The following is a 25,463-nucleotide window of genomic DNA, read 5'->3' on the forward strand; positions in this document are numbered from 1 at the left end:
ATGTTCACCTATCGAAAAAGCGCTCATTTTCAAGACAGGGGTAAATACTGGACTTTGGCCAAAATTGCATTATTGTCAAGTAAATGCGTAAAAACAACCCATTTTCGAGTTGAGTCATAGAATCGGCATACTAAATAGCGGAGTTATCTTAGCTTGAACTACTAGATGTAGTAGGGTCAAAAAATGGCCAAAGTCGAGAAATAGAGTATCATAACTTCATGAAAACCCAGATAATTCGCAGCAAACGGCGTCGCAAGACGGTCAGCGCTCGCGAGGTGGATGGCATTTTTGTGGTCAGAGCTCCTGCCGACATGAGCGATGAGGAACTCGCTCCCATCATCGAGAAATTGCAGGCACAGTGGGATCGGCGCAGGCGACGAAATGCGCTGGACGATGACCAGCTGGAACAGCGAGCCAGAGACCTCAACCGGCGCTGCTTCGACGGTAAGCTGCGCTGGCAGTCAATTCGCTGGGTTTCCAATCAGCTGGCTCGTTTTGGCAGCTGCACGCCAAATCGCGGCACCATTCGCATCTCACATCGGGTGGCCGAGATGCCCCGTTTCGTGCAGGACTACGTGCTGGTCCATGAGCTTGCCCACCTGGCAGAACCGAATCATGGTCCCCGATTCTGGGAACTGGTCTACCGTTACCCGCGCACCGAGCGTGCGCGGGGTTACCTGATGGCTGTGGGGATGGAAGAACTGGAAGACGATTAGCGGGGGCCGCACAGGCCTGCCACAGCTATCGAGATTCGTGTTTTCCCCGACGTCTGCTCAGGAGAATCGTCGTTGCCAGCGATGCCAGCACTGTCGCGGGCAGGGCAATGCCCGGCAACGCAATGGGTAGGGCCGGGTTGGATTGATCCGCATCGAGCCCACTCAGAGTGACTGCCGTGGGCACCTGGCTCGCCAGGAAGGTAGCAAAGGCATCGATCCGGCCGTAGCCGAAGGTGTTGTTGGGAATGTTGTTGCCAGGGACGCCACCACAGGTCTGCGTGCTGGTCAGGTGCACAGCGTTCTGCTCGATAACGGACTCGAGTTGGTGAACGTTGCCTGACCAATCGGGGCGCACCGACAGCACCAGGGCCACCAGACCAGCCACATGGGGCGAAGCCATGCTTGTACCGCTCCAACCGCTGCCATATCCCCCTCCCGGTACTGTTGAGCGAATGCTCTGCCCCGGGGCCGAAATGTCAGGTTTGAGCCTGTTGCTGCCATCGACCAAAACCGGACCGCGGCTGCTGAAGGAGGCAATGGAATCGGAGCTGGTGGTTGCGCCCACGGTGAACGACGAATCGTAGATGGCGGACGGTGTACTGACACTGCTGCAGCCCGGCCCGCTGTTGCCGGCTGAGTGGGCGGTTACAATCCCGGCAGCGCGTACGTTGTCCACAACAGTGAGCAAGGCGTTGGGATCGGTGCAACCTTCACTTGGCGGGCAACTCCACGAATTGTTGATAACATCGGGCGCCATCGTCGGATCGGGATCACTGCCATCGATCCGGGTTGGGGCGATGAACCACTGATAGCACTCGCTGTAGGTGGCCGGTGTGCCATTTCCCTGGTCCATGTTACGGCACCCTATCCAGCGCGCCAGGGGAGCCATGCCTACCTGGTTGCTGCCGCCATCGTCGCCAACCATGGTTCCCATGGTGTGGGTACCGTGTTGACTGTCGTCGCAAGGAAAAGGGGAGTCGGCCCCGCATGATCCACCACCACTGTGAATGGCATCGTGCCAGCTGTAGTCGTGGTCGGCGATTGCACCATTCCAGCCGCGGTACTGATTGATCAGGGCAGGGTGATCCCAATCGTAGCCGGTATCCTGTCCGGCAACCACCGCGCCCTGTCCCGCAAAGCCGGCACTCCAGACATCGGGGGCACCGACCAGAGAGATATTCCATTCGATTCCTTCAGGTTCCTTCGATTGCGGCTGGCCCTGGCTGACTGGACCCTCCATCTGTACCGTTGGGTTGGCGTAAATGTGGGCCACATCGGCGCGGCGTGCCATCGCTTCGACGATCTCCATGCCACCGTTTACCCAGATCATGTTGGCAACCCAATAGGAACGGTGATCCACGGCCAGTCGATCCAGTTCCTCGATGACCGGTCGCTGGGTTTCCTCGGCTAATGCTGTGAGAGTTTGATGAACAAATCTACCCTTTTCATCTTTCGATTGCAGCGCAGCGGCAGGCCCGAAGTCAGCCTGTTGGGAAAGAAATACCAGGAATTCCGTTTTGCTTTCGGAGGCCTTGTCCATTACCCAGGGGTCAACCTTGGACTGCCAGGCCGTCTCCTGGCTGCGGTCGGCGGCCAGAATGGGGCTGGCCAGGGCGAGGACCAGCGACACCATCAGAACAAAAAACAATACACCTTTGCGGGTCATGCTAGCTCCTTACTGAACTGTAGACGAAACCGTCATCCTGACGGGCGATGGGTTGTGTGGAAAAGCAACGGGTCGCATTTTACGTCATGCCGGGCCAAACGCGCAAACAACGTGGATCGGGTTGTCAACCAGACAGCACAGTCACCCTCCCGTTGTCGAGGGCCCAGATCGTTGTGGCAAAGCGCTCGATGAAGTAACGGTCGTGCACAACGGCCAACACGGTGCCCTCGTAGTGGGCCATAGCCTGTTCAAAGCTCTCTCGCGATGGGATATCCAGGTGGTTGATCGGTTCGTCCAGCAGCAGAAAGTTGCAGCCCCGCGCCGCCAGCAGTGCCAGGGCGAGGCGGCTTCGCTCGCCGAAACTTAGTTGCTCCACGGGCGAAAACACCTCGTCTCCAGCGAACAGGAAATAGTGCAGGAAGCTGCGGGCTTCGGTTTCATTCAAAGGGGCCGCCTGCCGAACCAGGCTCAGAGGGGTTGCATTCGGGTCCAGCGTTTCCTGTTCCTGGGACAGATAACCCGGGCGCACACCACGCCCGAGACGAGTCTCGCCGGCCAGCGGTTCCAGGTCATCCGTGATGCAGCGCAAGAGGGTTGTCTTGCCGCTGCCGTTGGGTCCGATCAACGCGACCCGGTCGCCATAGCGAAGGTGCAGGTTGACCTGATCGAATAGTGAACGATCCCCGAAGCCCATCTGAAGATCGGTGATCTGCAACACATCCTGACCACTACGGGGTGTGTCGGGAAACTCCAGCTTCATCTTCCAGGTCAAACCTGGTTTTTCAACCATTTCCTCGCTTTCCAACAAACGTTCCAACCGGCGTTTCTGGACCACAGATCGTCTGGCCAGGTCCTTGGCAATACGACGGTAGTGGAAGTCGATGGTTTCATTTTCAATGCCTTTCGCCTTGCCAGAAAGCTTGCCGATGGAGATGCTAAGGCGTTTGATACGTTCCTGTTGTTCCCTGTAGGATGCCCATTGCTTTTCCAGGTCCCGGTCGACCGCCAGGGCATAATCGCTGTAGTTGCCGGGATACTCGCGCAGCCTGTGGGTCTTCTCATCCAGGGCCAGAATGTTGTTTACCGTGCGGTCGAGGAATGCCCGGTCGTGGGAGACGATCAGGATAGCACCAGGGTATCCCGAGAGGTATTCCTCGAGCCAGGCCAGCGCCGTGATGTCCAGATGGTTGGTCGGTTCATCCAGCAGAAGCAGATCTGGCTGAGTCAGGAGAAGCCGTGCCAGGCCCAGCCGGGTTTTCTGCCCGCCACTGAGCGCGTGGACTGGCCGGACCTGATCGACTTCGGCCAGCCCCATACCCGCCAATACCTGATCGGCTTCGGCCTGCAACCTACTACCACCCATTGCCTCATAGATTGCCAGGGCACGATCGTAGGCGGCCAGCGACGCTGCCAGGGTTTCGCCGCTCGCGCTCGCGATTTGATCGGCCAATTGAGTTATCCGCGTTTCCGCGGCGATTCGCTCACCCTGGGCTGATCGCAGCACGTCGCCAACGGTCGCTTCCCATGGAAAATCCAGGGCCTGCGGCAGGTATCCTGTCCTTGTCGTGGCAGGAGACAGGTGTACGCTGCCCTGATCCGGTTCCAGGTCGCCCATCAGGATACGAAGTAAAGTTGTTTTCCCACAGCCATTGGGACCGATCAGCCCGGCCCGCTCGCCGGGGTTAAGGTTGAAAGTTATCTGGAAAAGGATATTGAGGTCGCCAAACCAATGGGAAATATTTCGGACTTGAAGCATGATTACCTCGGTCTTTGAGAGCTCATGGGACTACAAAAAAACGCCGCAGGCATGGCGCCCACGGCGTGAAGTAATCGGTGTTATTGCTATCGAAGAAGAACCGGCACAGCAGGCGCGCGGTTCCCGCCACGAATCTGGACGGACAGTCAGGGCCGGATCGTTGTCCGCGCGCCTGCCCGTTCAGTTGGTTTCCCTGAAAGCGGGAAGCGGGAACAGACCTTATGCTATGATCAGTTCTATCATTCCGAAGTAACCTCCTGATTTGATCACAATCAGTATGCCACAGGAAGAAGAGGGGGCCAAATCATGCCGCGGACGAAAACCAGTATCGTTCTGGACATTTGTATGCTATCCCTTGCGGCGTTAGAATAGAGGCATCGACCTTTTTTGCCCCGAATTCTCCTGCCAGCGGTGGGGGAGCTCTTGTTGAGGTATAGCCATGCGTCTGATCCTTCCTGCTCGTCCCCCATTTTCCTTGCAACGCGTCGTACGGTCGCATGGCTGGTGTCAGCTGGCGCCCTTCGTCAGCCATGATGACACAGGAGAGTTCTCTTACACGTTGGCTTTGAGGTCCGGACAGGTGATCGACCTGACGGTCCAGGACGCGCAAGATGGCGTGGCGGTTTCGGTATTGGGAGACCTTGATCCGGCTGCGGAGGCCGATATTGCCAACGACGTAAACTGGATGTTGGGGCTGGATCGCGATCTTTCCGATTTCTACGCGGTTGCTCGCCAGGAACCCAAGCTGGTTCATGCAGAACAGCAGGCACTGGGTCGTATCCTGCGTTCAGCCAGCCTGTTCGAGGATACGGTAAAAACCATTCTTACCACCAACACGGCCTGGTCGGGAACAAAACGTATGGTGCGGAAATTGGTTGAGCAATACGGCGCTGACTTGCCGGACAATTCTGGCCGTAAGGCCTTTCCTACGCCAATGCGATTGGCTCAGGTGGATGGTGACAGGCTGCGCGCCGAAGCAGGCCTGGGCTACCGGGGTCCCTACGTGGCGGAGCTGTCCCAGGCGGTCGCCAGCGGCAAGCTGGATCTGGAGTCGCTCAAGACCAGCGATCTGTCTACAGGGGAGCTTCGAAAGCGATTATTGGCCATCAAGGGTGTGGGAGACTATGCTGCAGCCAACCTCTTGATGCTGCTGGGCCGCACCGACTACATTCCCGTCGACTCGTGGGCCATGAAGATGGTATCCCACGAGTGGTATGATGGTCAGCTTGTAGGCCGTGCCGAGGTCGAGGCGGCCTTCGAGGACTGGGGCCAATGGAAGGGCATGGCCTACTGGTTCTGGGACTGGTCGTATGAGGGGTGAGAGGGGCGGCCGTCCACGAATGGGGTCACGAATACACGAATAGGATCGTGGGGATGGTGGGTGCGTGTTGGCGCGGGAGTTTGCATGATACGATGTACCCGGGCAACCACGAATGGGAAAGATGGGGCGGCCGTCCACGAATGGGGTCACGAATACACGAATAGGATCGTGGGGATGGTGGGTGCGTGTTGACGCGGGAGTTTGCATGATACGAAGTAACCTGTCAACCACGAATGGGGGTGAGCGTCACCGAGTTGTGGTATAATCCCACTACCGAATATCTGAGGTTTGGTTGGGGACAATTATTAACCAGTATACCACTGAAAGAGGGGGACTCAATGACGGGTTTGGTATTGGATGCAACCGAAAATGACCTGACATATCGCATTATCGGTGCTGCCATGGCGGTGCATAACGCAATTGGGTCGGGCTTCAGGGAGGAGGTTTATGAGCGTGTACTGGAAAACGAACTGCTCAGCCGAGAAATTTCGGTGAAACGCCAATATCAGGTAGAAGTTCACCACTCTGGTATTCCCGTGGCTCTGTTCATCATTGATCTCTGGGTCGATGAGCTGGTAATCGTAGAACTCAAGGCATTCGGCCACCAGTTGACCAATGACGAGGTCTCTCAGGTCATTAATTACCTGAAGGCCACGGGTGCGCCAGTTGGCCTGCTATTCAATTTTGGTCGGCGCAAGTTGGAATTCCGACGCGTATTTCCTGGGCCCGATGCCAGCTTCCCAATCCGGCGTCTTGGACGGGATAACGTAAAAAGAGCCAGTGAATAACATCTTTTGTGTCCGTTGGCGGCTGTCCACGAATGGGGTCACGAATGCACGAAGGGGGCGGAGGTGGGCTGCAGCGATCTCCGCAAACGGAAGCGATCCCTGCAAACCAGGATCGCCTGCTTCAGGAGCAAGACGCCGGGGGATAAATCCCCCCGGCTACACAACGGCGCCCCGTCAACGGGGCTGGCCCGTCTAGGTTCTGTTGATATTTGGTGGACAGTCGTCAAATGACGAACAAAATGGCCGAAATTGAAGCCGAAACGGCTGAATTGGAAACATTGGTCGACCATTTAGTGCAAATTTTCGACATCTTGAGACGAAATCACACTGGATCCGCCTGAAAAATGAAATGTCAACAGAACCTAGTACAGCTTAGCGTAGATAAGTATGCAGTTAAAGACCGTCCCTACTTCTGGTGAAGGACCTTGGTTACTGCATAGTTATTTAGCCCGCAGAGTACTAGGCAATTCACGGACGGCGGTGTCGTTTCCAAAAAAAGACAGGAGCTGGCCGAAGACCAGCTCCTGTCGAAAGCTCTAAACTAGCTTTTCGTTGACTTTACTTTCCGTGTTTGATCGTGGCCTGGGCAGCAGCTAAACGCGCAATCGGCACGCGGAAGGGGGAGCAGCTCACGTAGTTGTTGCCAATCATGTGGCAGAACTCGACGGAGCTTGGATCTCCGCCATGCTCGCCGCAAATGCCCACCTCAAGGTCGGGGCGGACCTCACGGCCTTCGTCGACGGCGAACTTCATCAGTCGTCCCACTCCTTCCTGATCGATAGTCTGGAAGGGATTGACGGGCAAGATGCCATCTTCCACGTAGGTCAGCAGGAAGCGGGCTTCGGCGTCGTCGCGGCTGTAGCCAAAGGTCATCTGGGTCAGGTCATTGGTGCCGAAGGAGAAGAACTCGGCGACCTCGGCGATCTCGGCGGCGGTCAGCGCCGCACGAGGGATCTCGATCATGGTGCCGAACTTGTACTCGAACTCGACGCCCTTTTCGTCCATGACTTCCCTGGCAATGCGCTCCAGCTTGGGCTGGATCACCTTCAACTCGTTGACGTGGCCAGCCAGCGGGATCATTACCTCGGGTTTGACGACGATGCCTTCGAGGGCCTTGTTGGCGGCAGCCTCGAAGATCGCCCGTACCTGCATTTCAACGATCTCAGGCATCATGATGCTCAGGCGAATGCCACGCATACCCATCATGGGGTTGCTCTCATGCATGCTGTTGATGGCTTCCAGCAGCTCTTCCTTCTCTGTCAGGCCCTCGGTCTCTCCCTTGACCCGCATGGTGATGACCTCTTCGAAGATATCGTCGTGGTCGGGCATAAACTCATGCAGCGGCGGGTCGATCAGGCGGATGATGACCGGCAGGCCATCCATGGCCTCGAACAGACCTTCAAAGTCGCCTCGCTGATGGGGCAGTAACTCGTCAAGGGCCGCCTTGCGTTCTTCGCTGGTGTCGGAGAGGATCATGCGCTGTACCACCGGCAGACGCTCTTCTTCGAAGAACATGTGCTCGGTGCGGCAGAGGCCGATGCCCTGGGCGCCGAAGCTCCGGGCGCGCACCGCATCATCGGGGTAATCAGCGTTGGCCCAGACCTCCATGCGGCGAATCTCGTCGGCCCAACTCAGCAGCGTGATCAGGTCCGTCTGTTCCTCGAAGTCAGGGAAGGTGGTCGGAATTTCGCCCAGGTAGACCTCGCCGGCCGCGCCGTCCAGGGAAACCTGGTCCCCTTCCTTGACGATGATGTCGTTGGCGGTAAAGAAGCGGCCTTCCTGGTTGATCCTGACATCGGAAGCGCCGACGACACAGGGAACGCCGAATTGCCGGGCAACCACTGCGGCGTGGCTGGTAGCGCCACCCTCGCTGGTGAGAATGCCTTTACTTGCCAGCATGCCGTGCACATCGTCCGGGCGGGTGAAGGGACGGACCATGATCACGTCCTGGCCCTCTTCCTTGCCCATGGCCTCGGCGGTATCGGCATCGAAATATACCTGGCCCACAGCGGCGCCGGGAGAGGCGTTGACGCCTGTGGCGAGCAGCTTGCCCTCAGCCTTGGCCATGTTTTTGGCTTCCGTATCGAACTGCGGGTGCAGCAGGGTGTCGACCTGGTCCGGGGAAACCCGCATCACAGCCTCTTCCTTGCTGATCAGTCCTTCGTTGACCATATCGACAGCAATCTTGATTGCGGCCTTGGCTGTGCGCTTGCCGTCACGAGTCTGAAGCATCCAGAACTGTTGGTTCTCAATGGTGAACTCAACATCCTGCATCTCTCGATAGTGTTGTTCCAGCTTCTCGGAAATGTCCAGGAATTGCTGGTAAACCTCGGGCATCTCCTCCTGAAGCCTGGTAATATCCTCGGTATTGCGAATGCCAGCGACCACGTCTTCGCCCTGGGCGTTGAGCAGGTAATCGCCGAACATCTTGCGCTCGCCCGTTGAAGGATTGCGGGTGAAGGCGACGCCAGTGCCACTTTGCCAGCCCATGTTGCCGAAGACCATGGTCATGATGTTGACAGCGGTGCCCAGGTCGTGGCGGATCTTGGCGGCATTGCGGTAGTCGATGGCCCGCTTGCCGTTCCAGCTCTTGAAAACGGCCTCGGTGGCCATCTTCAGCTGGTCGTAGGGATCCTGCGGAAAATCGAAGCCCACATGTTCCTTGATAATGGCCTGGAACTGTTTCGTGAGTTCTTTCCAGTCATCTGCCGTCATGTCGGTGTCGCTGTTGTAGCCTTTCAGCTCCTTGTAGGCAGTCAAAGGATCTTCAAAGGCTTCGTCGTCGATGTCCAACACGACACTGCCAAACATCTGCACCAGCCGGCGGTAGGAATCGTACACAAAACGTTCGTCTTCGGTCAATTCGGCCATGCCTGCCGCGGTCTCATCGTTAAGACCGATGTTGAGTACGGTGTCCATCATGCCGGGCATGGAGAACTTGGCACCGGAGCGGCAGGAAACCAACAGGGGTTTCTTGGGATCGCCAAAGGTCTTTCCTGTGGCTGTCTCGGTGGCCTTCATGGCTGCCAGTTCTTGTTTCCACATTTCCTCGGGGAACTGACCGCCCTCATCCAGATAGGTATTGCAGGCCTCGGTTGTCACAGTGAAGCCGGGAGGTACCGGCACCCCGATGCGGGTCATCTCTGCGAGATTGGCGCCCTTGCCACCCAATAGAGCCCGGACAAGTTCCCATTCGCCGCCAACGTACTCTGTTGCTTCATCTACCTCTCCAAACAGGTAGACCCACTTGTTGCTCATGCTAACTATGCTCCTTGCAAAACTGAGATCTAATATCGAAAAAGAGCCGGATTGTCCCAGCGGAAAACGCCAGCCCTGCAGGGACCTGTTCCCATTCGGATTGGGGAACATATCCTTTACATCAAAAAGGTGTGGCCCGACAGAACGTCAGAGCCCACCAGACAAGAATTATACGACCATTGTGGGGAAAAGGCAAGATTTTTCGGTGAACGATTGGCCGAACACAATACACAATGGGCCACGCGACCTGCCAAGCGTGGAATTGCTTACAGCCCTGGATGATTCTTTGTGGCATACTGGGTGAAGCTAACAATCGAGCCAAGAAAAAGGAGTAGAATAGATCATGGCTGCAAAAATACCTGAATCGCATATCGACCTGATCGCTGGCCCTGTCTATGCGGTATTGACCACCGTTTCAGCGGAAAACACCCCTGAAAATTCGGTAGTCTGGGCCTCCTGGGATGGTACCCATGTTCTGGTTAACACGGCAGAAGGCCGCCGCAAACCGGAGAACATTCGCGGCAACCCCCATGTTGCCGTAGTCGCAATTGATCCCGAAAACCCCTTCCGCTGGATTGACGTGCGAGGAATCGTGGAGGAGATCGTGTCCGATCCCGATAACAGCAACATCAATGCCCACGCCAAACTATATGTGGGCGAAGACGAGTATTACGGTGGCGTCGCTCCAGCCGAGATGAAGGGTACGGAAGAGCGTATCATCTTCAAGATACTGCCCCAACGTGTGGTGGCCTTTCCGCCACAGGGCTAGCAGCCTACACTGACTGCATCTGCGGTTCATCAAATCGGCAACCTGGCAAGACCGGCATGCTTTTGGCGGTCAAATGGCGCCAGGGATGTTTTTTCACGGTACGGGCGGTTTAGAGATCGAGCACAGTGCGTCGGATTAGATTCATCGCCCTACCTCAAAAACAACTCAATCACCGGCACGATCACGTCCGGTCGCTGCACCGGCAACGCCAGCGTCAGCGCGTCACCAGGCACACCAGTGGGCACAAGATGACCGGTCACCTCCGGGTCAGGCTCGCGGATTCTGATCTCCGATGCGTCGTTCAGCAATTGGGCATAGGCGACTTTCCCCGCCAGTCCGGGCAGATGGATAAATTTGAACGGCCAGGCGAACAGATGAAGATAGAGCCGGTCACCGCGCTGGGTGTAGCGGCAGTCGGGCGGTGGCGTGAATTGGCTGGCGCCACAGCGGTAAATAGCCCGGCCGTGCAACCGCGTCCATTCGCCTATTTTGCATAATCGATCGACCGATTGTGGCTCAAACTCACCCCGCCCCGTCGGCCCCACGTTGAGCAGCAGGTTGCCGTTATTGGAAACCGAGTCGATCAACATCCTGACCAGCATCGCCGCCGACTTCCAGTCCAGGTTGTCCCGGTCATGACCCCAACTGCCGTTGAGGGTCTGGCACGCTTCCCAGAGTACGGGCTGGCCGTCCACCAGCAACGGGGCCGCTGGTTGATACTGTTCCGGCGTGATGAAATCGCCGGGGATATCCAGCCGGTTGTTGATGATGATACCGGGCTGCAACTCACGCACCAGTGCCATCAACGTCTCCGCCTCCCAGTCATCTTTGTCCTTGCCTTTGGACCAGCCCCAATCCAGCTCGGGATAGGAGAAGTCGAACCACATGATGTCGATCTTGCCGTAGCGGGTCAGCAACTCCCGCACCTGGCCATAGAGATACGCCCTGTAGGCGGCCATATCCCCCTCTCCGGCAGCCTCCCGGAAAGCCACATCATCGCGCAGGGGGTGCAGCCCATCCACCGTGTACTGGGGGTGATGCCAGTCGATAAGCGAGTGGTAGAAGCCGATTTTCAGCCCCTCGGCGCGCACCGCTTCCACCAGCGGGGCGATGAGGTCCCGGCCGGCCGGCGTGTTGGTGGCTTTGTAGTCGGTCAGGTCCGAATCCCAGAGGCAGAAACCGTCGTGGTGCTTGGATGTGACGACTACGTACTTCATGCCCGCGGCCCTGGCCTGCCAGGCCCACTCCACAGGATCGTAGAGGTCGGGGTCGAAGTGGTCGAAGTACTTCTGATACTCTTCATCGGGGATGCGTTCGAAATGTTTCACCCACTCGTTGCGGGCGGTCGAGCTGTAGATTCCGAAATGGATGAAGAGGCCGAAGCGGGCGGCGGTGAACCAACCGGTGTGGGGATTGGATGCGCTTGTGTCCACGATCTGCTCCTTTTTTGGTGTGGGGGCGTTGCTCTGAAGTCGTACATGAAGGCCAATATCTGCGATTTGATTCAAAACCTGTCAACTCACATAGCGACGCAGGATATCATCGACTTGACTGCCGTAGCCCTCGCCAAAGAGGTTGAGATGGTTCAACACGTGATAGAGTTTGTAGAGTGAAATTCTTTCGTCACGGCCAGGAGCGGGGGGCCAGGCCTCGTCGTACGCCTGGAAAAACTGGGAGGGAAAGCCGCCGAAGAGGTGGCACATGCCCAACTCCGCTTCCCGTTCGCCGTAATAGACGGCAGGATCGATGAGCACCGGTTCTCCGGCAGTATCGATCATCCAGTTGCCACCCCAGAGGTCCCCGTGCAGCACGGATGGTTGGCACTGGCTTTCGTCGATCCAGCCATCGAGATTGGCGATCAGGCGCTCCAGACGCTGTCGTCGTTGTCGCGGCATACGTCCTCGCTGGCCTGCGAGTTCCATCTGGAATCCCAGTCGCCGCCGCCCGTAGAATTCGATCCAGGAATCGCACCAGGCATTGTCCTGGGGAGTGGCGCCGCAGTAATTCCCATGATCCAGGCCGTAGCGTTTTCCGCTGACCCGATGCATGGCGGAAAGGCCGCGGCCCAAGGCGGCACCGGCATCTCCCCTCTGGCCGCTTCCTCGCTCGATCCAGCTCATGACGATGAACGCAGGCCGGTCAGATTGCTTGCCTCCGTGGCCTAGCACCCGCGGCACACGCAGGGTCCCGGTCGAGGCCAGCAGTTGTAATCCACGCGCCTCGGCCTCAAACATCTCCAGCCAGCCTTCCCGGGGTTGGGGAGGCTGGCTGTGCCATTTGACCAGTATGATCTGGCTGCCGAGGGTGACACGGGCGGCCTGGCTGATGTCTCCTCCCCCAACCCTGCGGATATCCCGCGGCGTTGCGCCAAAGAGCTCGCCGAGGGAATCCGTCAATGCCCGGGAAAGCGTATTGCTCACAGCCCCTGTTCCTGGCGAATGAAAGCCAACAGGTTGCGGCTGCTGGCGTTCACCAGTTCGTAGACGTAATCGAAATTGCCCTCGTAGTAGGGATCTGGTACATCCTGGGGAGAATCGGGCGGCGCGAAATCGAGCAGGCGAAAGAGCTTGCCTTCAAGCACTTCTTGCCTGTCCAACCGGCGCAGATCGTCGATGTTGCTGCCGTCCATGGCAATCACATAGTCGGATTCTGCCAGATCGGCTGGGGTAACCTGGCGTGAACGCCCTTGGTAGGGAATGCCGTTGCGTTTCAGCACCTGGCGGGTACCAGGATGGGCCGGCTCGCCGACGTGCCAGCCGGCAGTGCCAACTGAATCCGCTTCGATGTCACCGGACAGGCCCTCGTCGTCCACCAGATTTTGGAAGACGGCTTCAGCCATCGGCGAGCGGCAGATGTTGCCCAGGCAAACAAACAGTACTCGGATCATACGTTTCACTCTCAGGAATAGGTGGGAAGATAGTCTCCGTGGGCTTCGATCATCTCGTCGACCAGAGCCCATATCTGCTCGAGATCCAGCTCGGCGGCGGTGTGCGGATCGAGCATGGCGGCATGGTAGATGTGTTCTCTTTTGCCGGTCAGTGCTGCCTCCACGGTCAACGCCTGCGGGTTGATGTTGGTCTGCATCAGGGCAGCCAGATGAGGGGGAAGGCTGCCTATCTGCGTCGGTTGCAGTCCGTTTTTATCCACCAGGCAGGGAACCTCCACGCAGCAGCCCTGGGGCAGGTTGTCGATCAGGCCCCGGTTGCTCACATTGCCGTAGACGACACGGGGAATGTCTGTTTCCATGCTGTGAATGATCAGCGAGCCATATTCGTGGCTGCGGCGCACCTGGAGGAATTCTCCAATCTCCTCCAGGATCTCAGTTGGGAAACCGCTAGCCTTTAACTGTTCCTGTAATTTTTCGGGACTCGTGCCCAGGGGAATCGAACCCAGATTCTGAAGCAGCTGGTCCTTTATTTCCCATCCTGCTACCGCCAACTCGCAGCGCTCGATATATTCGTCCAGCGGGATCTCATATTTTTCGATCAGGTCGGGTCGATCCCGTTTGATAAACCAGGGCACGTATTCGGCAAAGTGCTCACTCGATTCCGTCACGAAATAACCGGTGCGCCGCAGCATCTCGTAGCGCACATGATCGGCCAACCCGCGGTAGCGCCTGCCGTACGTCCCTTTCTCCCCAACTTCCCGTAATAAGGGATAAAGATCCTGTCCATCCCGTTCGAAACGCAGGTAGAAGGCCATATGGTTGATCCCGGCGCAGAGATAGTTGATCTGCTCGAAAGGAACGTCGATATCCTCGGCCAGGTGCATGGCTGTTCCCTGCACGCTGTGACACAGGCCCACCGTATTGATCGAAGTGGCCCGGTCGATGGCCCAGCAGATCATTGCCATGGGATTGACATAGTTGAGGAAGGTCACATCGGGGCATAGCTCTTCCATGTCTTTGCACATGTCCAGGATCACCGGGATGGTGCGCAGGGCGCGCATGATCCCGCCAATGCCCAGGGTATCGGCGATGGTCTGGCGAAGACCGTATTTCTTTGGAATCTCGAAATCGATCACCGTACCTGGTTTGTAGCCGCCCACCTGGATCATGCAGATGGCGTAGTCAGCGCCATCCAACGATTGCCGGCGATCGGTGGTTACCTCGATGGTCGGTTTGGCGTCCAACAGATGGGCGGTGCGATGGGCAATCGCTTCAGTGGTAGCAAGGCGCTCGGCGTCGATGTCGTGCAGACTGATGGTGGCGTCTGCCAGCTCGGGGTAACTGAGAATGTCACCCAGTAGATTTTTGGCGAAAACGGTACTGCCTGCACCGAGGAAACTTATCTTTGCCATGGGGTTGTATCCTTTCTCTCAAGCAACGGCGATGCGGGGCATCCAGAGGGGTTCGTTGCCAAGTATGGCGTGAAGCAGCTTGTTTGTGAGTTCGGTTTTCAGATCAATGAAGTCGGGTTCATTCCATAGGTTGTTCACCTCGCCGGGATCTTCCAGAAGATCGAACAGTTCACCGTAGGGACGTCCGAAGTAAACGGTGATCTTGTAGCGGTCATCGAGATAGGTTTTGAGGTGCAGTGTCGTCGGCTGGTGGTGGTTTTCCACCAACACATGGTCCCGGGCCGTTGCTTGTTTGCCCAGCCAAACCTCCTTCTGGTCGACGCCGGTCATGGTGCGCGGGATCTGGCACCTGGCCAGGCTCAACAGTGTCGGCGCAAAGTCAACCAGCGACTGCAGGGCATCGCTGCGGATACCTTGCGCCACCCGTCCGGGCCAGCGCACGATCATGGGGACCCGCAAGAGGTCCTCGTAGTGGAACGCGCCTTTGGCAATCAGCCCATGTTGTCCGAACAGATGACCGTGATCCGACGTGAAGATGACCACCGTGTTCTCAGCCAGGCCCAATTGATCCAGCCTGTCCAGAATCTGGCCGATATATTTGTCCATCAATGAGGTCATGCCATAGTAGACTGCGATATCTTTTGCCAACTCCTCTTGCTCATGCAGATGGGAGTGAAAGCCGTGGCAGGCATTGCCATCCGGTTCAGACCACGGCGAGAAATCGGGTGTAGCTTGCTGGGTCAGCTGAAAGTGAGGTGGATTGCGGTCATGTTCGCCCGGTACCAGCGCTGGAACGGTCAGGTCCTCCGGGTTGTAGAGGCTATCCCATGGTTCGGGCGCCAGGTAAGGGGGATGAGGATCGAAGAAGCTGGCCCAAAGCAAGAAGGGCTGGTTGTCGCGCTGGTAGTCAGCCATCAGGGCTGTTGTGCGCTCGGCGATCCAGCGATCGTAGTGATATTCCTCGGGGATCAACCATTTTCGATGCTGGTCGGGGTTGTTGCCGGTGGGTGGTTGAAAAAAGTCCCGCCAGTTATCGCAGCCCTGATCCTCCATCCAGATGGCGTAGTGCTGGCCCACGTGGGCCTCGTCGGCGTGGTTGCGAGCCAATTCTACATGCTGGAAGCCGTAAAAGGGACCGTGAAAGCCTCGCCAGAAGTCCAGGTCCTGGAGGATCGGGTGGGACTCCAGCGAGGGGTAATCATCGGTGCCGCGCAGTGGCTGGAAGTGGGCCTTACCGACCAGCGCCGTGCTGTACCCTGCGTCGGCCAGCGCATCTCCGACCGTGGGCACAGTCTCTGGTAGCTTAGTGCCCAACGCGTAGGCGCCATGTTGGCTGGGATACAACCCGGTGATCATGGACGCGCGCGTTGGCGTGCAGGTTGGATTGGGGCAATAGGCCCGGTTGAAGATCGTTCCCTGGGCTGCAAGCCGGTCCAGATTGGGGGTATGAAGCTCCGGATTGTTGTAACCTATGGTCCGCCAGTGTTGTTGATCGCTGGTGATTAACAGAATGTTGGGTTTGGGCATAGTGGTTTTCGGCAGCCAATGTGTGGCAGCGTTAGCGAATCTTTCGTAACCTTTGCATCCAATCGTAGGGATAGTGCAGATCAGGTTTACTCACTGTGGTCAATTGAGCCATGTTTTCGTCGGAGAGGGCCCAACCGACCGCGCCCAGATTGTCCTCCAGGTGGGCTACCGTGCGGACGCCGATGATGGGTGCTGTGACTCCAGGGCGATGGTGCAGCCAATTCAGCGCAACCTGGGCCGGGGTCTTGCCCTCATCCTTTGCAACTTCCAGCAAGGCGTCGATGATGGCCCAGGTGCGCTCCAGATTGTAGAGGCTCCAGGCCTCACTCCAGCCCCCCTTTTCCGCCTGATCGATGCGGGTGCCCTCGATGGGTGCTGTCATGCCGCGCTGGTATTTCCCGCTCAGCCAGCCGCCTCGCAAGGGGCTCCATGGGATGATGCCCAGCCCTTCGTTCATGCAGACCGGTACCAGCTCCCATTCGATGGAGCGATCTAGTAGATTGTAGAGGGGCTGCAAGCAGGTGAAGGCTTCCCAGCCATTGTGCCGGCTCAGGTCGACAGCCTTTTGAATCTGCCAACCACTGAAGTTGCTGGCACCGACATAGCGCACCTTGCCACTTCTTACCAGATCATTCAGGGTTGAAAGCGTTTCTTCCAGCGGCGTGATCGGGTCCCAGCCATGGACCTGATACAAGTCGATGGTATCGGTGCCCAGGCGCCGCAGGCTGTCTTCGACCGAGTCCAGGATGTGTTTGCGACTCAGGCCAAGCTCATTGGGCCCTTCGCCCATGGGAAAACGGACCTTGGTGGCAATGATCAGGTCCTGGCGCTTTTTGCCCTGTAACCAACGGCCGACGATCTCCTCCGACACGCCGCGGGTGTAGACATTGGCGGTATCCAGGAAGTTGCCACCATCTTCCATGAATCGATCCATGATCTCGAAACTGGTTTTTTCGTCGGTATCGCGCCCGAAAGTCATGGTTCCCAGGCAGAGCGCGCTGACCTTGAGACCGGTTTTGCCCATAAAACGGTAGATCATAGTTTCTCCTTAAAGTGTGTAGTGGGAAAGTAGACAAGTAGATAAGTAGATAAGTAAACAAGGGCTTCAGGAGGTTATCTCGTCCTCTGACAGGGATTCGGCGATGACGGGGTTCCCATCAGGCCAATCCGTTTACCCACGCAAATTGACACATCCTCCTTGTTTCCTTGTCTACCTGTTTCCTTACTGCACCAGCCCGGTCAGCATCCGGAAGACGATGGGTCCCAACACCCACAGACCACTGAAGAGTGCAGCCGGGAAGATAAGTGCGACCAGAAGCCACAGCACCAGCCAGCCCCAACCGGCACCCTGTTCTTCCGCTTCGAAGGTCACGTCGACCGTGGCGGGATCGAAGGTGTCGTCGGTATCGACGACATAGGTGCCGGCGATTTTATCATGCCATCCCTGGCGTTTTCTGTCAAAGGCGATCCAGAGAAATCCAAGGGACAATACAATGCCGCTGATGATATAGCCGACATATCGCAGTAAGGCCTTGCCGAAGGAGGGTGGAGCGCCTTCGTCGGTGATCACCCTGAGCCCGAGGACCGCCTTGCCGACCGTCTGTCCTGATTTCGACCAGGACCACACGTAGTACAGAACGGAGACCAGGATTCCAAGGCCCACAAGCAACAGGTTAAAGGAGACGGGGTCGAAGGGATTGTAGCTGGAGACTACGATGGTCAGAAAGCCAACCGCAAAAAACACCATAAGCGTGATGGTTAGCATAATCAAGACATCAAAGACCATGGCGAACAAACGCGGTTTGAATCCCTTGACTCCGATAGTCAGCTTGCGGCGCTCAGTCGTTTGTCCCGGATCGGTGGTGGTCATGGTTTTATCCTTACATTCGAGACGATAGCACCGATGAATCATCCAGCGTTTCAGTTCCCATGAGATTCTTCACTGCGAAGCGGACTTGCATGAGCGTTGCGTGCCATTTCAGCGTAGTGCGAGTACAGTCTGGCGCAGATAATTGGGTAGATGCCGTAGGTCACGCTACCAGCGTGACATCTCTGGTAACCCACGACGGTCCGGCTACCAGCCGGACCTACATATCTTCATGGTCCTTTTCACCCGGCTGTGCCAGTAGATTTGGCTCAGGCCGGTCTTTACGGTGCACGTCGATGCGAACGAATCCCGCTCGGGATGTTCACTTGTTTTCTTGTATACTTGTTTCCCTGCTTCCCTGTTCCTCATCCACTCATGCGCTCCGCTATCCGGATAATCCGCTGAACTGCGGCAGCCATTGCTTTTCCGCCGCCAGCATTTCGTCGACCATGTCCCGGATCTCGTCCAGCGTGCAGACCGCCGCGGTCAATGGATCCAGCATGACAGCATGGCGAACGGCCTCGATGCAGCCGGACGAGGAAGCGGTAACGATCAATTCCTGGACGTTGATGTTGGTGCGGTTGAGTGCTGCCAGCTGCGCTGGATAGTCTCTCACGTGAGTGGGTTGCACACCGCTGCCGTCGACCAGGCAGGCGACTTCGACGCAACAACCTTCGGGCAAACGGTCGATAAGGCCGGTATTGGGCACGTTGCCGTTAATGGAGATCGGGTTGTTTGTCTCGATGGCCTCGATGATTCTTGAACCATACTCGTGGCTGCGTTCGGTTTCTGCCTCGCTTGCGACGATCTCCTCGTACTCGGCCCGGAAGGCTTCCCAGCGATGCAGGCAGTGGCGCAGATATCCGCCCGTGCGGGCGTAGTCATACCAGGAGTTGATCTCGTCGGTGAACCTGGGCACCAGCACCTGGTTCACCATCTCAGGGCTTTTGCGAAAGTAGGGCATGTATTCGCTGGCATGGCCACTGGACTCGGTGACGAAGTAGCCAAAGTGTTTCATGATGTCGATTCGCACCGGCTCCTCGCCGCAGACCTCGGGCCTTTCAATGGCATCCCAAATCAGTGGATAGAGGTCCTCCTTGCCGCGGCGGAATTCCAGGAAGAATGCCTGGTGGTTGATGCCGGCACAGAGGAAATTGATCTCCTCGTAGGGTAGGTTGATCCAGCGGGCCAGCATCTCGCTGGTGCCTTGCACACTGTGACAGAGACCAACATGGGGCCGGCCGCTCTCTTCGGCAACTGCCCAGCAGTTGGCTGCCATGGGATTGACGTAGTTGAGCAATAACGCATCGGGTGCGACCTCGTCCATGTCATTGCACAGATCGAGCAGCACCGGGATCGTGCGCAGGGAGCGGAAGACGCCGCCCGGCCCCAGGGTGTCGCCGACACATTGCTCCACGCCGTAGCGCTGCGGGATCTCGATATCCAGTCTATAGGCTTCCAGGCCACCCTGTTGAAAGGTCGTTACGACATAATCGGTGCCGGTGACAGCCTGCCGTTGATCAATGGTCGCTTCGACCCGAGCGTTGATTCCCCGTTGATCGATCAGGGCCTGGACAATGCCTCTTGACTGTTCCAGGCGCTGGGGGTCGATGTCCATCAGCGAGATGATACTTCCCTGCAGCGCGGGCGCCAACAGGATATCGCTACATAGCTGGCGCGTGAAAACCAGGCTTCCTGCGCCGATGAATGTGATCTTAGGCATTTTTCTGTTTTATCTCCATCCAATGGTCAATCTTTCGGCCCAGTCTCCCAGCACCGGTATCTTCCTGACCTTGCCCTGAAAAGCGGATATCATGCCGACGATCCAGCCTGCCAGCAGGCCAATAATCACGACGATAACAAATGAGAATAGAGCGATGGCTACGATCGGTCCGGCGATGGGAATATGGAAAAGCAGCCAGCCGACGGCGGCCCATATGATTGGACAAAGAATAGCCGCGCCGACAATCAATATGGACTGCCAGGCATGGAATTTCGCGAAGGAGTCATGCCGCCGGAAGAGAAAGACATAGAGCCAGCCAATGATGAGCAGCAAATAGGACAGGAAGGCAGCGATGCGACTTGAGGTGCTCATTGCCGGCCTCCTACCCCTCTAAGCTCCAACTCCCTGGCGAAATGGCAACTGACGAAATGTTCAGGTCTGGCTTCGCTTAGTTCCGGCACTTCCTGGTGACAGATGTCCTTGGCATAGCGGCAACGAGGATGGAAGACACAGCCCGGCGGCGGATTGGCAGGGCTTGGCACATCACCCTCCAGGATAATGCGATCGGGCTGGATATCCGGGTCAGCCGGCGGCACAGCGGAGACCAACGCTTCTGTGTAGGGATGCATTGGATTCCAGAGCAAGGTTTCCGTGTCGGCCATCTCGACGATCTTGCCGACGTACATGACGGCAATCCGGTCGGAGACATGCTCTACCACCGACAGGTCATGAGCGACAAAGATCAAGGTGAGTCCCATCTCTTCCTGAAGCTCCTGAAGCAGATTGAGCACCTGGGCCTGGACGGAAACATCCAATGCCGATACCGGTTCATCGGCCACGATCAGTCTTGGGTTGAGCGAAAGGGTACGGGCCAGGCCGATGCGCTGCCGCTGCCCACCGGAAAACTCATGGGGATAGCGTTGCATGTAAGCCGGATCGAGGCCCACGGCCCGCATGAGTTCGGCTACCCGATCCTCCAGTTCCTTGCCCTTGGCCTCTCCATGGATGATCAACGGTTCACCGATGATATCCTTGACCGTGAAGCGGGGATTGAGAGAACTGAACGGATCCTGAAAGATCATGCGCATTTCACGGCGCAACGGCTTCATCTCGCTCTTGCTGATCTGGGCCACGTCGATTCCCTCGCCGTTGGCCCTCCAGTACCAGACCTCTCCGTCGGTCGGATCGTAGAGGCGCAAAATTGCGCGCCCTGTTGTGGTCTTTCCGCAGCCACTTTCGCCAACCAGGCCCATGATCTCGTTCTCGCGCAGGCTGAAGCTGACGCCGTCGACCGCCTTGACGTAACCCACGACTTTCTGTAGCAGGCCCCGGCGTAGGGGGAAATACATTTTGAGATTTTTGACGTCCAAAATCACGTTGTCGGGATCTTTTATCGGCATCACACTTACTCGCTCACCGGCACGACGATTGTCGTCTCTTCCATGATGATATCGGGATCGGTCCAGCCCTTCTGTATCATCAGCTCTTGAGGGGCCCGTCGGTAGAGAAGCCGGGCCTCCACCGTGACCGGACCGCCGTCCGGCGCTGCAAAGGTGAAATGATTGGTATCGGTTTCGAAGGCCGCCAGGCGGGTGTCCTCCACCAGTTCGATCTCTCGCCAATAGGCTGCGGTGGGCGCTTCACCGCTCCAGCGATCCTTGAGAACCTTGACGTAGTAGTGGCCTGCCTGGCCGGCCAGGTCGCCGGTCCAACCGGGCAGCACCGGTCCATTCACCAGTGCCAGTCGATTGCCCTCGGAATCGCTGGCTGTCACCACCAGCAGCATCTGGCGCAGGGGCGTTCCTGTGGGCACATGATGGCCGGTCTGGTCGTTGCTGATGCTCACTTCCACCGACACCTGATCGCCGCTGGATTTAGCACTGGTTTCCATGCTTACGGCGTTTTGCATCAGATACTCGTCGCCGATGCCCGGCATCAGGTGATTGTGGATGCGCTTGGGATCCCGCTCAAGCCCACCTTTTTCGGGGTAGACATAGTAGGCGTAGTCGACGGAAGGCATGTGGCAGTTCTGGCAGGTCTGGCCCGTTTCCGGATCGCTGTAGGGGCTATCCAGCCATTCGCCGTAGGAATCGTAGACCGCGACACCCCCGGCCATGTCGTGACTGCCGGCCACGCCGCCGAAAATCCCGTGATGGCAGGGCGCACAGAAGGCACTCTCCTCCTGTAACGGCAAAAAGCTGTCGTGGCCGGATACATCGTCGAAGGATCCCAGGAAGAGATCGTGTCCCTCCTCCGGGCGGAAGAGCTGCAACGAGGTGACCCCCGGCCTGGCCGCCCAGGGCAGGTCATCTTGCGGGTTCAGGATCACGTTGCCAATCTTGTGGCAGAAGTCGCAACTCATACCCTCCGCGGCCACACCTTTAAGATCGGACGGGTTGACACCGTAGGGTACTTCATCCGACATCTGGGCGGTGAAATTGGTGTGGCAGCCAGCCCAGCCACAGGTGTTGGTGGTTTCCAGATTGGAGGCAGCCGGGGTGTGACAGGCAGCGCAGTTGCCGGTGCGGTCGGGGTAGTCGATACGCAAGCCGGGCCCATAATCGGGCTGGCCCGGTTCGAGGGGCAATGGCAAGCCTGCCGCGTCCCGCTTGACCCTGGTTCTGTTGCCGTGAACATCGGTGCCCTGGTACAGGGTCAGGAAACGAGGATTTGTGGCGGAAAGGGCATGGGCGTCCTGTTGCCATTCCAGGTAAGAGGGATGGCATTCGCCGCAGGTTTCGGAGGGAGCAAACTGGTAGTCGACGTTGTCTTCCGTGCTGTAGCGCAACAGGTCAATTGTGACGGAGTCGTCGCCGGGCAAGGCGTTGGCTGCGCCGCCGTAGTAGCCCAACGACCAGGCAGTTACTGTCAGGGTTGGGGGTTCGCTCACTGCCAGGCAAACCAGTTTGAAAGCACCGTCGTCGCCCGTCGTGGTCATGATCTCCGTCGCCTGGATTCTTACGGTGGCATTTTTTACCGGCCCGTCGGCGTCAAAGACAAAACCGGATATCTCGTCGGCAATAGGGATAGCATCAACCGACTCCGCTGTTGCCATTGCCGGCAGCGTAGCCTCAGTATCCGCGTCTGTCGGTTCGGCAGGCGAGTTTACCGGCGCCGGCACAGGCGCAACGGGGTAGGGAGCCACGCAGGCAACAGTGCCCAGGGCGATCAGTCCAGATAATACAGCTATAATCAATAGTTTATGCATAGTTTGTCCAGTTGCTGAGTCTAAGTTTTTTCACCGGTGACAGAGGCACTGCGTGACGATAGACGTCCATTTGTCGTTGCGAGGCCGCAGGCCGAAGCAAGCTCAAGCGATTTTGAGGCGAAAAGCTCTTAGCTTGGTCCGAGATTGCCACGTCAGCCTTCCTCACAGTCGGCTTCCTCGCAATGACCTACGCCTTGATGTCCATTAGCCTCTGCCATTGACAATTGACCATTGACCATTAGCCTCACCGTGCCGTCGAATAGGGATCGGCGGCATCGCGCAGCCCATCGCCCAGGAAGTTGAAGCCAAGTACGGCCACGATGATAAAGATCACAGGGCTCAGAATCCAGGTATGGGAGCCCAGGGTTTGCAAACTGTTGGCCTCCTTCATCAGAAATCCCCAACTCACCAGGGGTTCCTGAATGCCAATGCCGAGAAAACTGAGGAAAGCCTCCGCCAGAATGATGGACGGAACGGTCAGGGTCAATACGACGATCACATGGCTGAGGGAGTTGGGAAACAGGTGTTTGAAGATAATCCGGTTGTCGGAGGCGCCCATCTCCTTGGCAGCCATGATAAAGTCGGTCTCGCGGAAGGCCATGATCTGGCCGCGCACCTGTCGCGCCAGCTGGGTCCAACCCAGCAGCGCGAAGATCATGGCCATCACCATAAATACCTGCAAGGGTCCCCAGGTGGGTGGAATGATGGCTGCCAGTGCCATCCAGAGAGCCAACTGGGGAAAGGATTGCATGAACTCGATGAATCGCTGCAGCAGATTGTCGATTGTGCCACCATGATAGCCTGAATACACACCGATGAAGGATCCCAGGGCCACGGTAATGAAGGTAGCGAAAAGGCTCAGGGAGAGGGAGATGCGGCCCGCCTCGCATGAGCGGCCAAAGAGGTCCCGTCCAAACTTGTCGGTGCCCAGCAAAAAGATGGTGCCACCCTCCTCCACATCGTAGAGATGTAGCCGGCTTGGGATGATGCCCAGGATCTTGTACTGCCAGCTCTCGACCAGGAAACGCAGGAAATATTTCTGGCTGGTGTCCTCGGACCAGATGGGCTCGAAGGTTTCGGGAGCCAACTCGAGCTGCTGCAGATAGGTGAAGGGCCTCAGATGAAACTTGCCCTGCTCGTCGAAGAAATGGACTCGCTGGGGAGGGATATAGCTGTCGACCATCACCAGTTTTCCCGGGTCGGTGGGGGAGAAAAAATCGGAGAAGATGGCAAGAACGATCAGCATAATGACCATCAAGGCACCGATAATGGCGACCTTGCTGCGCCGGAATCGCCGCCAGACCAGCTGCATATAGCTCTCGTGGTGCTGTTCCGCTGCAAATACGGCCAGATCGAGCCGGGCGGTGCGAGTGCTGATGGATTCTTGGTTGGGGGATGGTACGTTCATGGACATGGACGAACGGCGTACCTCCAGTTATTGATAACGAATGCGCGGGTCGAGCATGGCCAGGGCCAGATCGGCCAGCAGGTTGCCGATCACCAGCACCATGCTGATAATCAACAGAATGCTGCCGGTTACAAAGATGTCCTGGCTGATCAGCGAACTGTAAAAGAGAGGGCTGATGGTCGGAATGCTCAGGACGATGGCGACCTCCAACTCACCCTGGATCATATAGGGCAACACCATGCCCTGGTACATGATGATGGGATGCAGGGCATTGGGCACGGCATGTTTGTTCATCACCTTGCCCTCGGCCAGGCCCTTGGCCCGGGCCGTGGTCACGTACTGGGCGTTCAGCACGTCCAGCAGGTTTCCCCGCATGATACGCATGTTGGCTGCAACGCCGCCCAGGCCGGCGATCAGGATCACCGGCCAGATATGTTGGATGAAATTGCCCAGCTTGGGGATGGACCAGGGCGCCAGCACGTACTGGGGCGAAAAGAAGGAACTGATGTGCTGCTGGCCGAACCCAAACACCAGTATGTAGGCCAGGACCAGGGCCAGGGCAAACCTGGGTATTGACATAAATACAAAGGCGGAGAGCGCGGCCAGATTGTCGGCCGTGCTGTACTGGCGGGGCGCGACGTAGATGCCTACACCGATGCCAATCACCGTTGAGATAAAGTGGGCCAGGAAGGCCAGCAGCAAGGTGCGGGGCAATCGCTCCGCGATCAACTCACTCACCCCCTTGCCCCCGTAGGCCATGGCAGGTCCGAAGTCTCCCCTGGTGACGATGCCGGAGATCCAGTTGTAGTATCTTTCGACAAAGGGGCCATCAAGGCCATAGCGCTCGCGGACCTTATCCCCTGCCACCTCAGCCTCCGATGCTGACATGCCTCCCTGCTGGATAAGCCGCATTTCATACTGGGTCGCAAAATCCCCGGGCGCCAGCTCGATGACCAGAAAGGAGACCACACTGACGCCAAAGATGACCAGCAAGGCGAAAAAGAGGCGACGCAGCAGATAGTTGATCATTGGCCTGTCATCCCATTTGATTTCGTCGGAGGAACTCTCCGGGGCCCCGGCGGCTGCCAGGACCCCGGAGATCGGGTCGTTCAGCTATGCGCATCAGGCGACACGCATTAGGTCATTCAGATCATTCT

Annotated in this window: 20 protein-coding genes; 4 read left to right on the top strand and 16 right to left on the bottom strand. The window is 57.5% G+C overall.

The window, feature by feature from the left end; genetic code table 11:
* The first annotated feature begins 218 nt into the window (after nt 1-218).
* The gene (locus U9R25_10035) at nt 219-716 is read left to right on the top strand and encodes a M48 family metallopeptidase (protein ID MEA3336237.1); all 498 of its coding nucleotides are present in this window, start codon (nt 219-221) and stop codon (nt 714-716) included.
* Nucleotides 717-741: 25 nt separating this feature from the next.
* On the opposite strand, the gene U9R25_10040 is transcribed toward U9R25_10035, so the two are convergent.
* Both U9R25_10040 and U9R25_10045 read right to left on the bottom strand, forming a co-directional pair.
* A complete protein-coding gene (locus U9R25_10040) occupies nt 742-2,382 on the bottom strand; it encodes a S8 family serine peptidase (GenBank protein MEA3336238.1) in 1,641 nt (546 codons plus the stop codon).
* Nucleotides 2,383-2,506: 124 nt separating this feature from the next.
* Complete coding sequence (locus tag U9R25_10045) at nt 2,507-4,138, bottom strand: ABC-F family ATP-binding cassette domain-containing protein (GenBank protein MEA3336239.1); 1,632 nt, start codon at nt 4,136-4,138, stop codon at nt 2,507-2,509.
* Between the two features lie 559 nt (nt 4,139-4,697).
* Between U9R25_10045 and U9R25_10050 the strand changes: the two genes are divergently transcribed.
* Nucleotides 4,698-5,459 carry a hypothetical protein gene (locus U9R25_10050; protein ID MEA3336240.1) on the top strand — a complete coding sequence of 254 codons (762 nt, stop codon included), beginning with the start codon at nt 4,698-4,700 and terminating at the stop codon, nt 5,457-5,459.
* Between the two features lie 338 nt (nt 5,460-5,797).
* Nucleotides 5,798-6,247 (top strand): GxxExxY protein, encoded by a 450-nt coding sequence (locus tag U9R25_10055; GenBank protein ID MEA3336241.1) that lies wholly within the window; start codon nt 5,798-5,800, stop codon nt 6,245-6,247.
* 558 nt (nt 6,248-6,805) lie between these two features.
* Here the strand turns inward: U9R25_10055 and ppdK are convergent.
* Nucleotides 6,806-9,505 carry a pyruvate, phosphate dikinase gene (gene ppdK, locus U9R25_10060; GenBank protein ID MEA3336242.1) on the bottom strand — a complete coding sequence of 900 codons (2,700 nt, stop codon included), beginning with the start codon at nt 9,503-9,505 and terminating at the stop codon, nt 6,806-6,808.
* Between the two features lie 343 nt (nt 9,506-9,848).
* Here ppdK and U9R25_10065 point away from each other — a divergent pair, with 343 nt between their 5' ends.
* Nucleotides 9,849-10,274 carry a PPOX class F420-dependent oxidoreductase gene (locus U9R25_10065; GenBank protein ID MEA3336243.1) on the top strand — a complete coding sequence of 142 codons (426 nt, stop codon included), beginning with the start codon at nt 9,849-9,851 and terminating at the stop codon, nt 10,272-10,274.
* A 149-nt stretch (nt 10,275-10,423) separates the two neighbouring features.
* Here U9R25_10065 and U9R25_10070 read toward each other — a convergent pair whose 3' ends face one another.
* The 13 genes from U9R25_10070 to U9R25_10130 all read right to left on the bottom strand — a co-directional run bounded on the left by U9R25_10070 (nt 10,424) and on the right by U9R25_10130 (nt 25,335).
* Nucleotides 10,424-11,707 carry an alpha-L-fucosidase gene (locus U9R25_10070; GenBank protein ID MEA3336244.1) on the bottom strand — a complete coding sequence of 428 codons (1,284 nt, stop codon included), beginning with the start codon at nt 11,705-11,707 and terminating at the stop codon, nt 10,424-10,426.
* 81 nt (nt 11,708-11,788) lie between these two features.
* Complete coding sequence (locus tag U9R25_10075; GenBank protein ID MEA3336245.1) at nt 11,789-12,694, bottom strand: fructosamine kinase family protein; 906 nt, start codon at nt 12,692-12,694, stop codon at nt 11,789-11,791.
* Nucleotides 12,691-13,161, bottom strand: a complete 471-nt coding sequence (locus U9R25_10080; GenBank protein ID MEA3336246.1) for a low molecular weight protein-tyrosine-phosphatase — start codon at nt 13,159-13,161, stop codon at nt 12,691-12,693. Before U9R25_10080 ends, U9R25_10075 begins: the two co-directional genes overlap by 4 nt.
* Nucleotides 13,162-13,172: 11 nt before the next feature.
* Nucleotides 13,173-14,573, bottom strand: a complete 1,401-nt coding sequence (locus U9R25_10085) for an alpha-glucosidase/alpha-galactosidase (GenBank protein ID MEA3336247.1) — start codon at nt 14,571-14,573, stop codon at nt 13,173-13,175.
* 18 nt (nt 14,574-14,591) lie between these two features.
* The gene (locus tag U9R25_10090; protein MEA3336248.1) at nt 14,592-16,100 is read right to left on the bottom strand and encodes a sulfatase-like hydrolase/transferase; all 1,509 of its coding nucleotides are present in this window, start codon (nt 16,098-16,100) and stop codon (nt 14,592-14,594) included.
* Between the two features lie 31 nt (nt 16,101-16,131).
* On the bottom strand, nt 16,132-17,139 hold the full coding sequence (locus U9R25_10095; GenBank protein MEA3336249.1) for an aldo/keto reductase: 1,008 nt from the start codon (nt 17,137-17,139) through the stop codon (nt 16,132-16,134).
* A 183-nt stretch (nt 17,140-17,322) separates the two neighbouring features.
* A complete protein-coding gene (locus U9R25_10100; protein ID MEA3336250.1) occupies nt 17,323-17,970 on the bottom strand; it encodes an RDD family protein in 648 nt (215 codons plus the stop codon).
* A 382-nt stretch (nt 17,971-18,352) separates the two neighbouring features.
* On the bottom strand, nt 18,353-19,690 hold the full coding sequence (locus tag U9R25_10105) for an alpha-glucosidase/alpha-galactosidase (GenBank protein MEA3336251.1): 1,338 nt from the start codon (nt 19,688-19,690) through the stop codon (nt 18,353-18,355).
* Nucleotides 19,691-19,699: 9 nt separating this feature from the next.
* Entirely contained in the window at nt 19,700-20,062 is a 363-nt protein-coding gene (locus tag U9R25_10110; GenBank protein ID MEA3336252.1) for a hypothetical protein, read from the bottom strand.
* Nucleotides 20,059-21,090, bottom strand: a complete 1,032-nt coding sequence (locus tag U9R25_10115; GenBank protein ID MEA3336253.1) for an oligopeptide/dipeptide ABC transporter ATP-binding protein — start codon at nt 21,088-21,090, stop codon at nt 20,059-20,061. Before U9R25_10115 ends, U9R25_10110 begins: the two co-directional genes overlap by 4 nt.
* A gap of 5 nt (nt 21,091-21,095) precedes the next feature.
* A complete protein-coding gene (locus U9R25_10120) occupies nt 21,096-22,898 on the bottom strand; it encodes a hypothetical protein (GenBank protein ID MEA3336254.1) in 1,803 nt (600 codons plus the stop codon).
* Between the two features lie 244 nt (nt 22,899-23,142).
* Complete coding sequence (locus U9R25_10125; protein MEA3336255.1) at nt 23,143-24,312, bottom strand: ABC transporter permease; 1,170 nt, start codon at nt 24,310-24,312, stop codon at nt 23,143-23,145.
* A 21-nt stretch (nt 24,313-24,333) separates the two neighbouring features.
* Entirely contained in the window at nt 24,334-25,335 is a 1,002-nt protein-coding gene (locus U9R25_10130; GenBank protein ID MEA3336256.1) for an ABC transporter permease, read from the bottom strand.
* Nucleotides 25,336-25,463 lie beyond the last annotated feature (128 nt).

Source organism: Chloroflexota bacterium (assembly GCA_034717495.1).
Lineage (GTDB): Bacteria > Chloroflexota > Anaerolineae > JAAEKA01 > JAAEKA01 > JAYELL01.

Coding starts and splice junctions, on each gene's coding strand:
- ppdK (MEA3336242.1), bottom strand. CDS start 9,505: ATGAGCAACAAGTGGGTCTACCTGTTTGGAGAGGTAGATGAAGCAACA.
- U9R25_10095 (MEA3336249.1), bottom strand. CDS start 17,139: ATGATCTACCGTTTTATGGGCAAAACCGGTCTCAAGGTCAGCGCGCTC.
- U9R25_10065 (MEA3336243.1), top strand. CDS start 9,849: ATGGCTGCAAAAATACCTGAATCGCATATCGACCTGATCGCTGGCCCT.
- U9R25_10120 (MEA3336254.1), bottom strand. CDS start 22,898: ATGCATAAACTATTGATTATAGCTGTATTATCTGGACTGATCGCCCTG.
- U9R25_10130 (MEA3336256.1), bottom strand. CDS start 25,335: ATGATCAACTATCTGCTGCGTCGCCTCTTTTTCGCCTTGCTGGTCATC.
- U9R25_10090 (MEA3336248.1), bottom strand. CDS start 16,100: ATGCCCAAACCCAACATTCTGTTAATCACCAGCGATCAACAACACTGG.
- U9R25_10085 (MEA3336247.1), bottom strand. CDS start 14,573: ATGGCAAAGATAAGTTTCCTCGGTGCAGGCAGTACCGTTTTCGCCAAA.
- U9R25_10045 (MEA3336239.1), bottom strand. CDS start 4,138: ATGCTTCAAGTCCGAAATATTTCCCATTGGTTTGGCGACCTCAATATC.
- U9R25_10105 (MEA3336251.1), bottom strand. CDS start 19,690: ATGCCTAAGATCACATTCATCGGCGCAGGAAGCCTGGTTTTCACGCGC.
- U9R25_10110 (MEA3336252.1), bottom strand. CDS start 20,062: ATGAGCACCTCAAGTCGCATCGCTGCCTTCCTGTCCTATTTGCTGCTC.
- U9R25_10115 (MEA3336253.1), bottom strand. CDS start 21,090: ATGCCGATAAAAGATCCCGACAACGTGATTTTGGACGTCAAAAATCTC.
- U9R25_10125 (MEA3336255.1), bottom strand. CDS start 24,312: ATGTCCATGAACGTACCATCCCCCAACCAAGAATCCATCAGCACTCGC.
- U9R25_10035 (MEA3336237.1), top strand. CDS start 219: ATGAAAACCCAGATAATTCGCAGCAAACGGCGTCGCAAGACGGTCAGC.
- U9R25_10100 (MEA3336250.1), bottom strand. CDS start 17,970: ATGACCACCACCGATCCGGGACAAACGACTGAGCGCCGCAAGCTGACT.
- U9R25_10055 (MEA3336241.1), top strand. CDS start 5,798: ATGACGGGTTTGGTATTGGATGCAACCGAAAATGACCTGACATATCGC.
- U9R25_10040 (MEA3336238.1), bottom strand. CDS start 2,382: ATGACCCGCAAAGGTGTATTGTTTTTTGTTCTGATGGTGTCGCTGGTC.
- U9R25_10080 (MEA3336246.1), bottom strand. CDS start 13,161: ATGATCCGAGTACTGTTTGTTTGCCTGGGCAACATCTGCCGCTCGCCG.